The organism is Pseudomonas sp. LAMO17WK12:I10 (genome assembly GCF_900215185.1).
In the GTDB taxonomy this organism is placed as follows: Bacteria; Pseudomonadota; Gammaproteobacteria; order Pseudomonadales; family Pseudomonadaceae; genus Aquipseudomonas; species Aquipseudomonas chlororaphis.
The window spans coordinates 201,488-212,804 of record NZ_OBDX01000008.1 but is presented as its reverse complement, the minus strand read 5'-3'; the positions used below and the strand labels follow the sequence as shown (position 1 = coordinate 212,804).

Here is an 11,317-nt window from a genome sequence, read left to right as displayed (position 1 = left end):
TGCGAGTTTGTTTGCGCTTGCCGGCGTACTCGGCGTCGGCAAAGGTCATCTGCTTCATCGGAAAACTCGGTGACGGGTGTCCGTGGATTTTGCCAAATCAGGAAGTCTTTTTCAGGACGTCCCTTGTATACGTGTACCGCCTTCAGAAGATTCTCGCATCAACACAGAAATAACTACTCCCGTTCATTTTTTTTCGATGTAAGAATCGTCGCATATGTTTCTGTTGGTCATGCCTGCAGCAAGTGGGTCAACTCATAATGAAATATGGCTCCTTACATTTTGCAAAACACTGACCTTTCGCAACTCACGACAATAAAGGTAATACATAATGAAGTTAAGCGTCAGGAAAAGGCTTGTTTTGGCAACGGGCATCCTTGCCACTAGCGTCGTAGCCCCCTTAGTTCAAGCCGCCACTAATATTGTTTTCAGAGGGGAACTCGTTGCTGCAAGTTGTATTGTGTCTGGCAATGGATCCCCGGGGGACATCGAGGTAAACATGGGCAGCGTTTCTATCGCTGATTTGGGTACCGGTGCTCCCGGTGATTATGGTGCACAAACTTCTATCGAGCTGGATATCAACTGCGCATCCGGAATGGCGGGGCTTCGCACGGTAAAGATGAATTTTGCGCCACGCTCCGGCTCCGGCTTGAACCCTGATGACAATCGCCTGTTGGCCCTGACTCCCGGTGGTGCTTCAGGTGTTGGCATCGCCTTGATCGACGAAAGCAATGCCATTGTGAACCTGGGGGCCGGTGAAACTATCAATGCCGCGTTACAAGTCAATGGTGACACCGCGAGCGCCACACTAAACATGCGTGCCGCTTACATAAGCGCAGGGGCGCCTGCACAAGTGGGAATTGCCAACGCGACCATGCCGTTTACGTTAACTTACGAGTAAGTCGCAACACGAGGTGAGAAATAATTCTCACCTCTAATTCTTAATGGATTATTTTGTATGTTGCTACGATCTCTATATGCAGTGACTGCTTTGGTTGTGTTTAGTGTTACTAGCGCTAATGCCGGCATATCACTGAGTAGTACACGAGTTATATTTGAGGCCAACGACAAAGAAGCAAGTGTTTCTGTACGCAACCAAGGCGCTCAGGAGATACTGCTGCAGTCTTGGCTGGAAGTTGAGGAAGGTTCTGAGCAGATTGTCCCGTTTGCAGTTACTCCACCGCTTGCGCGGATGGATGGCAACGGTCGGCAACTATTGCGCATCCTGTTTCAGGGCAAGGGAGTTCCTTCTGACAGGGAGTCGGTATTCTGGCTCAACGTACAAGAAATTCCCAAGACTTCCGCCAATGCCAACACCCTGCAACTAGCTGTACGCCAACGTATAAAACTTTTTTATCGGCCGGCACAACTAGTAGGTGAAGCCGCCGATGCCAGCAGCAAACTGAAGTGGCAAATGCTCGCTGAAGGAAAGAACAGTGTGCTGCAGGTGGAAAACCCTAGCCCGTATCACGTATCTATTGCGGAGTTAGATGTCGTTGGATCCAACTATGCCAGCAACGCTTCCAGTAGCCGGATGATCGCCCCAGGTGAAATGGCTCGAATCGAGATGAATCCTGTTACTGACAGCAGCCCACTGACGTTGAGTTTCAGATCAATCAATGATTTTGGCGGGCTGGATCACTATCGCGTGGTGTTGGACGCTTTGCAACCGGTGCAGGCCATACGCGCCGAACACTAGAACAAAAAACTTCTTTTACCCATTTTGACGTGGTGAGGCTCAAGTGCTTTGCCGGGTCGCTGCGTGGTCGATGAATTGTTCATTGCTTGCGTCAGCCTGTGAGTTTCCCTATGACCCAGTCCAAACTCTCTTTCAAGTTAATTCCATGTGCTACTGGTGGTCATGGCCTGAGACAGCTGTGTCTGGGCACTATCTTGGCATTGCCCGCGCTGGTGTGCGCACAACAAAGTGATGGTGGTCCACAGGCCGCAGCGCCGAAGTTCAATACGCGGTTTTTGCAGAATGGTGGTGTTGATGTAGACCTGAATGACTTTCTGCAAGGCAGCCTCGTCGCCTCAGGTGTCTATCGTGTAGACCTTTTGGTCAACCGTAATTTGAGTGGGCGCAGGGAGGTGTCCTTTCGAAAAAACGCAGTGAATGGCAAGGTTGAGGCTTGCTTGACTCTCGAAATACTCGAGTCTATCGGGGTGGATCTCAAAGCTCTGCGCCAGGCCGGAAGGATTGGCGATACAACTCCAGACACTTGCTACAAGTTACCGGGCCTGATCGAACAGAGCAGCGTCGAGTATGACCCAAGTCGCATGCAGCTCATTATCAGCGTGCCTCAGGCCTCAATGTCACGCAGTGCTCGGGGTTATGTCGATCCGCAATTGTGGGATAAAGGCGTCACCGCAGGGTTTGTGGATTACAACTTCACAGGACGTAGCAATCATCAACAGGATGACAACTCCGAGAGTTACTATTTGGGTGTGCGCAATGGGATCAACCTTGGAGCGTGGCGTCTGCGCAATGAGTCGGCGTTCACCACTGGAACCAATAACAGTGGTCAGTGGAAAAGTGATCGAACCTTTGCAGAGCGCGATATCACCTCGCTAAAGAGTCAACTTGCACTGGGTACCACCTACAGCAGCTCTCAGACCTTTGACAGTGTACGGCTCAAGGGGGGTACATTGGCCTCCGATGACTCAATGTTGCCAGATAGCCAGCGCGGTTATGCCCCGACTATTCGGGGTGATGCTGAAACCAACGCCACGGTGGAAGTAAGACAGAACGGCTACCTGCTCTCGTCCACCAACGTGGCACCAGGACCGTTCTTTATCGACGATGTTTATCCCAATGGTTCCAACGGCGACTTGCATGTCACGGTGATCGAATCCGATGGACGCCGTAGAGAGTTCACCCAGACCTTCGCCTCACTTCCACAAATGGTTCGCCGGGGGAAGGTTCGCTATAACGTGGCTGCGGGCCAGTACGACAGCAACTATGAACATGACGTATCACCTTTTGTTGCTGTCGGAGGTCTGGCCTACGGCTTGACGGATGATACGACGCTGTTGAGCGGACTGCAGTGGGCACCGCAGTTCCATGCAGTCAATCTGGGGGTGAGTCAAAACACCTTTCTAGGCGCGCTGTCCGCCGATGTCACGCAATCAAGCAGCGAGACGCATGGTAAAACCAGTACCGGCAGGGATCCCAAAACCCTCAATACCGGTCAGAGCTTGCGCCTTCTGTACGCCAAAACCCTGAGTGCAACGGATACCACCTTCAGCCTGGCGAGCTATCGCTATTCCACCGATGGTTATCGCACCCTCAACGATCATGTGGCCGATAACCGTGACAGCTGGAAAAGTATATCGCGGGGGCAGACCCGATCGCGTTTTGACCTGACCCTCAGTCAAAGTTTAGGCAATAGAAAAAATGGCTCGCTGTATCTCAATACCAGTGAAATGCGTTACTGGAACATGTCGGGAAGGTCGCAGCAATACCAGATTGGCTATGACAACAGCTGGCGTTCCGTCAGCTACAACATAGGGGCCACCCATGTCAGCAACCCCAAAAAGATGGACAGTGAGGATCAAAGCCGTGTGATCCTGAGTTTGAGCTTTCCACTTGGCTCTGGTTCGCGTTCGCCTCGCAGTATTTCCAGCTTCAGCTCCACTGACGGCAACCAAAGCCTGCAAAGCGGGATTAATGGCAATCTGGTGGGGCGCGATGATACTTATTACTCGGTACAGGCGGGTCACGACGACATCACCGGTTCCACCGGCTCAGCCACTCTCAGCGGGGTCACACCAGTGGCTCGAGTGAATGTCGGTTACACCCAAGGCAACAGCTTCAAGGCAGCGAATGTTGGTGCTGCAGGTTCAATCGTGGCCCATGCTGGCGGGATTAACCTGGGTCAAACATTGGGTGAGAGCTTTAGCCTCGTTGATGTGCCAGATTCGCCTGGCACCCGCGTCACCAATTACACCGGCATAACAACGGGCGCCAATGGCTACGCAGTGCTACCAGCGGTCCAGCCCTATCGCGCCAATTGGATCACGCTCGACACGCGAAGCCTGAGTTCGAATACTGAAATTGACAACCCCACACAGAAAGTCATTCCGCGGCGTGGTTCGATTACTGTCGCACGATTTGCTGTCAAAAATGGTCGCCGCGTGCAAGTTGAACTGGTTCGAGCCGATGGCAGCAAGATGCCATTTGGTGCCAAAGTGGACACAGCGCAAGGCGAGCATCTGGCTATCACCGATCCAACCGGACGAGCCTTGATCCTGGTTGAAGAGGCACAGGGTACTTTGACAGTAAAGTCGGGAAGGTCGATATGCCATGCATCTTATTCCTTGCCGGAAACAGAGTACTCAGCAGGTTATGAAACCATCAAATTAGTATGTCGATAGTCGGGCACAGAATCAGTGCTGTCCGTGAAAAATTATCACAGCATTTTTTGCTGATGCGTGTTGCATAAACTCTCTGATGAACACAGGTTTATATCTAATATGACTAGTTCAATAAAGCTCATAAGTCGGGCGCTTGACCCGCGCAATAAAACGATCAGAAAGGCCGCGAACAATGAACAACCCGATTTTGAAGTTCGGCTACTCCAAAAGCGCTGGAAGACCTTTGGGTTCATCGTGGTTAGTATGTTGTTCTCTGGATTGGCACAGGCAAGTAATATTTGTGGAAACTCACCTTCCGGCATTCAGGGCACCCACACGGCGCCTATTACTGTGGGCTCTCTGAGACCTTACTATGATGTGCCGGTAGGTGGCATTCTTGGAACCGGGAGAATCGATTCAAGTGTGACCTGCAATACTGACTCCTCATTTTCGTTCGTCATTCAAATGGTTCCAAATAGCCAAGCGGAGCTCGGAAATGACGTATGTCAGACACCACTGGATGGCGTGGGAATTCGTTTCAGAGACATTGGTGGTGAAGCGATTGAATGTTCGTTCTGGGGAGATGTCTTATACATTTCGAATCCTCGGGCAGGTGTTAACTATAATTTCTCGGTAAGCCCTGCCGTGGAATTCGTAAGGACTAAAGACATCACAACGTTATCGCCTGGCTTGCATAATTTACGCATGCCTTCAGCGACGGTTGTTAACTCTTATCTGCCGGCTTCAACTAATGGACAGAGTTGGGGGAATTACACATTCAATCCCAGTGACAGGTTGTTGGTATCCCGTTGTATGTTTGCGGAAGCTTCCAGGACAGTTGATTTTCAAGTGGTTTCGGTGGGTGACTTAGGCAGCAATGAGAAATTATTTAATATTGGGCTTAGAGATTGTGGTGATCAGATGGCTGCCGAGCTTTTCAATAATCTGGTGAAAATGAAATTCAGCTCCGCGATGATCTTACCGGATGGCACGCTCGGTAATTCAGCCTGTGGGACTTGTGCGGAGGGCGTGGCCATTGAGGTCAGCGATGGAAATGGAAACTTGGTCCCACTCAATAGAGATTACCAAATGAGAACCGGGGCTTTTACAATCAGCGGCGATACCATCGATCACAGATTCAAGGCAAGACTGAAGGCCACAGGTGGGACGATAAAAACCGGAAGGATAGACAGTCTGCTGACGGTCATATTGAGTTCGATCTAGTGCGTTGCTGCGCTACTAGGGTGGTGCCGATCTACCGTCGATGGGGTCGCACCTGGAACCGAGCTCGCCGAAGCAATCGCGTATCAACTTCTTCGACTGTTCGCTTTCATTGGCCAGTTTGTGATTCCGCCGATTTTCTTGATCGGCGGCATTTTGGGCTGGACTCAGCGAAAGATCCGGGCGCGTAAATTCAGGAGCATTTCCAACTCCGACCAACCGGGTTTTGCCATCCGCAACCTGAACTGGGACCAGTTCGAACAAATGGTCGGCGAGGCCTTCCGCAAGCAGGGTTATGCGGTGGCGGAAACGGTAAAAGGACCGGACGGCGGCATTGACCTGGAGCTGCGCCGGGGAGGTGAGTTGTTCCTGGTCCAATGTAAACAATGGAAAGCAGAAAAGGTGAGTGTGCAGGTCGTGCGTGAGCTTTACGGCGTCATGTCCGCGCGGGGTGCTGCCGGCGGATTCGTGGTGACCTCCGGGGTCTTCACCAAAGATGCTTGGAAATTTGCCATGGGTACCAGCGTGCACCTGGTGGACGGGAGCCGCCTCGTTGAGTGGTTCAAGGCTCCAAACACGAAGATCCAGTACCCGTCTGTGACCAGCTCGGTACCGACCGATGATTCAGTCAGGGGCGTTGAAGCACCCGCGGGGAACCACGAGCTCAACGGGAACGCGCTGTCACCAATCGATACGCATGGGCAGGAATGCCCGCGGTGTGGGGGTGCAATGACCGCACGGTATGCTCGGGCCATAAATCAGGGAATCGCCCAGAGTGTTTTCCTGGGCTGTCTCAACTTCCCGGCGTGTCGCGGTACCCGCCCACTGGAGGGGTGAGCCTGGGCGGGGCGATCGCTCTACGAGCGCCAGCCGGCCACCGATATCGACTACGGCAGCCGCCTGGCCGAGGAGCCGGCCTTCGAACGCTGGGTGGCGCACAACGTGCAGCCGCACAAGGTGCCGGGCTACGCCAGCGTGGTGCTGTCGACCAAGCCCGGCAGCGCCTCACCGCCCGGAGACGTGACGGCGGCGCAGATGGAGGCGGTGGCCGACTGGTCCGAGGCCTTCGGTTTCGGTGAAATCCGCATCGCCCACGAACAGAACATTGTCCTGCCGGACGTGCCCAAGGCCGCGCTGCATGAACTGTGGCGGCTGGCCGGCGAACAGGGCCTGGGCTGCGCCAACGTCGGCCTGCTGACCGACATCATCGCCTGTCCCGGCGGCGACTTCTGCGCCCTGGCCAACGCCAAGTCGATCCCCATCGCCCAGGCGATCCAGGCGCGTTTCGACAATCTCGATTACCTGCATGACCTGGGCGACATCAGCCTGAACATCTCCGGCTGCATGAACGCCTGCGGCCATCACCACATCGGCAATATCGGCATCCTCGGCGTCGATAAGAACGGCAGCGAGTGGTACCAGATCACCCTCGGCGGCGCCCAGGGCAAGCACAGCGCGCTGGGCAAGGTCATCGGCCCGTCGTTCAGCGCCGAGCAGGTGCCGGGGGTGATCGAACGCATCGTCGCCACCTTCGTGCGTTACCGGGAGAGCGAAGAACTGTTCGTCGATACCGTGCAGCGCATCGGCCTGGAGCCGTTCAAGGAGCGGGTCTACCCGAAAGTGCTGGAGGCGCAGCCATGAGCCCGCAGCGCGACCGTGCAACGGAAAGCACAGCCATGAGCGAGAGACTAAAACCATGAACAATCTGTTGCGCTTGCAAGATGGCCAGGCCGGGCGGGTCGAGGACGATCCCTGGAACCTGGTGCGCGAGGTGGACGGCCCGCTGCCCCAGGGTCCGTTGATTCTGCCGCTGGCCCGCTGGCTGATCCGCCGTATCGAGCATGTGCCGGCGCGGGACGGGGTCTGGCTCGGCCCGGACGACGAGGTGGAGAGCCTGCGGCCCTGGCTCAAGCTGATCCCGCTGATCGCCCTGGACTTCCCCAGCTTCCGTGACGGCCGGGCCTACAGTCAGGCCTACCTGCTGCGCACCCGGCTGGGCTGGATGGGCGAATTGCGGGCGGTGGGCGATGTGCTGCGCGACCAGCTCAGCCATATGCGCCAATGCGGTTTTGACAGCTTTGCCATCCGCGAAGACAAATGCGCCGACGACGCCCTCAAGGGGCTGGCGGGCATGAGCGTGCTCTACGGGCGCTCGGCGATCGAGCCGCGGCCGCTGTTTCGGCGCCGCTGAGATCCGCCGCCGCTGAAGAGCAGCGCCTGCCCGGGCCGGCGCTTCGATCGATGCTCAGTCGCCCGGGAACAGGGCAGGCAACGGCCATTGTCTGGCCGCCAGGGGCATTTGTCCTTGGGTCGATGATGGCGCTTTGGTAGAGTCGCACCTCTTATGAAGGAGCCAGGGATCGGCGTCCGGCGATCAGTCGCCGGCGTGCCTGGCATGGGCCATCCATGGAAGAGAGTCGCGGCTGTGAGCGTTGCTAAAAAGATACTCGGGTTGTTTTCGTTGTTGCTGCTCCTGACCCTGTGGGTCGGCTATTTCTATGTGTACCAGGATGCCCGCAGCGGGCGCCTCGGCGACACCCTCGACAGTTACGGCTGGTGCGGCCCCGCCGCGGATTCGCCGCACTCCTTCAAGCGCGACTACCTGCTGCTCAGGGTCACCAACAGCACCCAGGGTGAGTTCAAGGTCTCGGGGGAGGTCAATGTTTCCGAGCGCACCTACAACCGCTACGAGCTGGGCCGCTACCCGCTGAAACTGCGCCTGGAACCCTTGCAGTCCACCTACAGCATGCCGCCGTTGTTCTTCGAAGAGGTCAAGGTCAAGCCCTTGAACCGCAACTTCAGTTCGCCGCACAAGAATGCCTACGCCGACCTGGAAAACCGCTCGATCCGGGTCAACGGCGAGTCCAGCCGGTTTCCCTTCGAGGTCTACCGTTACGGCTACAAGCCGGTGCTGTACATCCTCAAGGGCAACGAGCAGGTCGACCTGCCGTTCAAGCGCATCACCACGCAGTTGAACCTGTCCAATACCTTTACCCCGACCCGCCTGTACAACCCGGCGGACTACATCGCCGAGCAGAACAGCCTGGTCCAGCCCGGCGACTATCCCGCCTACGGCGCCAGCGAGTGCGCCTTCAGCATCGAGCGCAAAGGCTCGTTCAAGATCATCGTGCTGCTGTTGTTGCTGGTGCTGTGCCTGCCGCTGTTGATGGTGCTGTATCGCGACGAGCCGACCATCGACTTTCTTGCCACCTTGCTGGGCGTGGCGGCGGTGCGGGTGTTCCTGGTCGGGCCGTTGCAGGACTACCAGTTGTACGGCATCGACTTCGTATTTGGCGCCGTGATCATCCTGGCCGGGACCTTTTCCCTGCTCAAGGCCATGCGCATCAACGCCTTGCGCGAGGCGGCGGCAAGGCGCGGAACCACCTGGTAATGGGGAGAGGTGCAGCGTTGACGCTGCACCTGTATCTTTCCGATCTGCTAAGAATTCTCTGGCCTGCTTTGGCGATTAATCCGCTTTTGCTGTGCTGATATGCCCGCTATTGGCTATACCTACACTTCCTCAAACCAGTGGCGTTTCCGGATTTCTGACAGGAGTTACCCCATGAAGCTCGCATCAATGATGAGCACGCTGTGCTTGGCCTCCCTAGGGTTGGTGGGCTGTTCCAGCAACGTCACCCAACCCGACGAGTACTCCGGTTTTCTCGGCGACTACAGCCAGCTCAAGGAAGCCAAGTCGCCGTCTGGCGTCGAGGTGATGCGCTGGATCGATCCCAAGCTGGACCTGAAGCAGTACCGCAGCGTCTATATCGAGCCCACCCAGTTCTACCCCAAGCCGCAGCCGACGGTGAAGATCCCGCAGAACACCTTGTACGGTATCAACCGCTATTACGATGAGGCGCTCAAACGCGAGATCGGCCAGGACTTGCCCCTGGCCACCGCGCCGGGGCCGGGAGTGATTGTGGTGCGCGCGGCGATCACGGCCGTGAGCAGCAAGACCGAAGGCCTGAAACCCTACGAAATTATTCCCATTGCCCTGGTGGCGGCGGCGGTGAGCACGGCCAGCGGCATCCGGGACCAGGAGACCACCCTGGGTACCGAGGCGCAGTTCATCGACGGCGGCAACAACAAGGTGATCGCCCAGGTGGTACGCAAGGGCAGCGGCAAGCCGCTGCAGAACGACACCCAGGTCATGCAGCCTGCGGACGTGAAAAACGTCATCGACGGCTGGGCCGCCGACCTGCATCAGTCCTTCCAGAAACTGAAAAAACAGTAGGGCCGGGGGTTCTCCCCAAGCTTTTTGCCCACTGCGTCGGGGTCAGGGCGAATACCTGACCCCCCTTCACCGAGCAGTTCCGGCAGTCAATCAAGAACACAGGTTTCTCTGGCGAGGCGAGGGCGCAAGGCCTGCTGTCCGTGACAGGTTTTCACGTCCGCGGCAGGGCGGCCTGCTCCAGGATCGAGTGGCGGCGAAGCTTCAGGCAGTGCCTTCTTATTCACGTGGATTGTGATTATTTCCATGCTTTTGTAGTGGTTAAGTTAATGTGAACTATTAAATAAAATAAATTCAATAAAAACATATATATACATAATATTTATGATGTATTGGGTGAGGTTTTGTTGAGGCTTTCATGAGGTTTTTCCAGCATTCCTATGCTCGAACGCACGACTTTCATTGCCGGCCGCAGCCCGGCCCAGGTGCTGGATTTCTGTCTTGAAGGCGCCAACTTCCCGAAGATCTTTCCCGAACGCATCACCCCCTTTGCGGGGCATGGATATCAATGACCTGCGGATCAGCGCCGGGCGCGAGTTCAGCTTTCGCCACTGGCTGTGGGGTGTCATACCGGCGACATGGACGGTGGTTATACGTAAATACCGACCGGGTGACCTATCGGGCGCTGGGCGGCGCACCTGTGGAATGGTTGCTGGTCAATGCCTGCATGGCGCGCATTTTCGGGTTCCGGCATCGCACTCTGTTGCGCTTGCCAGGTTGAAGCAGGCCTCTGTAGCCGCTGCCGCAGGCTGCGATCGACCGCAACGCGGGCGCGGGATATCGATATCGCCGAAGGCCTGCGGCCTTATCGCAGCCTGCGGCAGCGGCTACAGTGTTTTCGCGTTCCGCCGGTATTTCGATGGCCTCCAGCGTTGCGCTCCGCTCTCGGGGCTTGTTCTACAATTTGTATCCCGGGCATAGGTGGCCGGGCCATTTCATGTTTAACTTCCGGCCTCTCGATTTTCTTTACAGCTGTTCAATGACCATCGTTTAAAAGGACTCCGTTCATGGCTCAAGTCACCCTTAAAGGCAACCCGGTTCAAGTCAACGGCCAACTGCCACAAACCGGCGCCAAGGCGCCCGCGTTCTCCCTGGTGGGCGCCGGTCTGGCCGACATCACCCTGAGCAGCTTTGCCGGCAAGCGCAAAGTGCTGAACATCTTCCCGAGCGTCGACACCCCGACCTGCGCCACCTCCGTGCGCAAGTTCAACGCCCAGGCCAGCGGCCTGAACAACACCGTGGTGCTGTGCATCTCGGCTGACCTGCCGTTCGCCCAGGCCCGTTTCTGCGGCGCCGAAGGCCTGGACAACGTGCAGAACCTGTCGACCCTGCGTGGCCGCGAGTTCATCGAGAACTACGGCGTGGCCATTGCCGACGGCCCACTGGCTGGCCTGACCGCCCGTGCGGTGGTGGTGCTGGACGAGAATGACACCGTGCTGCACAGCGAGCTGGTCAAGGAAATCGCTGAAGAACCGAACTACGACGCGGCCTTGGCCGTTCTGAAGTAACAGG

Annotated in this window: 9 protein-coding genes and 2 pseudogenes; all 11 read left to right on the top strand. The window is 56.3% G+C overall.

Annotated elements, in window-relative coordinates; genetic code table 11:
• The first annotated feature begins 328 nt into the window (after positions 1-328).
• The 11 genes and pseudogenes from CRO75_RS12000 to tpx all read left to right on the top strand — a co-directional run bounded on the left by CRO75_RS12000 (position 329) and on the right by tpx (position 11,313).
• The gene (locus CRO75_RS12000; RefSeq protein ID WP_097135502.1) at positions 329-898 is read left to right on the top strand and encodes a fimbrial protein; all 570 of its coding nucleotides are present in this window, start codon (positions 329-331) and stop codon (positions 896-898) included.
• A gap of 57 nt (positions 899-955) precedes the next feature.
• Entirely contained in the window at positions 956-1,696 is a 741-nt protein-coding gene (locus CRO75_RS11995) for a molecular chaperone (protein ID WP_097135500.1), read from the top strand.
• 110 nt (positions 1,697-1,806) lie between these two features.
• On the top strand, positions 1,807-4,374 hold the full coding sequence (locus CRO75_RS11990) for a fimbria/pilus outer membrane usher protein (protein ID WP_097135498.1): 2,568 nt from the start codon (positions 1,807-1,809) through the stop codon (positions 4,372-4,374).
• A 99-nt stretch (positions 4,375-4,473) separates the two neighbouring features.
• A complete protein-coding gene (locus tag CRO75_RS32535; RefSeq protein WP_110402605.1) occupies positions 4,474-5,577 on the top strand; it encodes a fimbrial protein in 1,104 nt (367 codons plus the stop codon).
• 120 nt (positions 5,578-5,697) lie between these two features.
• Positions 5,698-6,411: a restriction endonuclease gene (locus CRO75_RS11980; RefSeq protein ID WP_239990571.1), complete on the top strand. Its 714-nt coding sequence runs from the start codon at positions 5,698-5,700 to the stop codon at positions 6,409-6,411.
• A 39-nt stretch (positions 6,412-6,450) separates the two neighbouring features.
• A pseudogene (locus tag CRO75_RS11975) lies at positions 6,451-7,215 on the top strand (nitrite/sulfite reductase); the annotation flags it as partial.
• A gap of 55 nt (positions 7,216-7,270) precedes the next feature.
• A complete protein-coding gene (locus CRO75_RS11970; protein ID WP_097135494.1) occupies positions 7,271-7,765 on the top strand; it encodes a DUF934 domain-containing protein in 495 nt (164 codons plus the stop codon).
• Between the two features lie 234 nt (positions 7,766-7,999).
• The gene (locus tag CRO75_RS11965) at positions 8,000-8,965 is read left to right on the top strand and encodes a hypothetical protein (protein ID WP_097135492.1); all 966 of its coding nucleotides are present in this window, start codon (positions 8,000-8,002) and stop codon (positions 8,963-8,965) included.
• 171 nt (positions 8,966-9,136) lie between these two features.
• Positions 9,137-9,808: a DUF3313 domain-containing protein gene (locus tag CRO75_RS11960; RefSeq protein WP_097135490.1), complete on the top strand. Its 672-nt coding sequence runs from the start codon at positions 9,137-9,139 to the stop codon at positions 9,806-9,808.
• A gap of 371 nt (positions 9,809-10,179) precedes the next feature.
• Positions 10,180-10,526: pseudogene (locus CRO75_RS11955) on the top strand (polyketide cyclase).
• 286 nt (positions 10,527-10,812) lie between these two features.
• Positions 10,813-11,313, top strand: a complete 501-nt coding sequence (gene tpx, locus CRO75_RS11950) for a thiol peroxidase (protein ID WP_009043684.1) — start codon at positions 10,813-10,815, stop codon at positions 11,311-11,313.
• Positions 11,314-11,317: the final 4 nt, after the last annotated feature.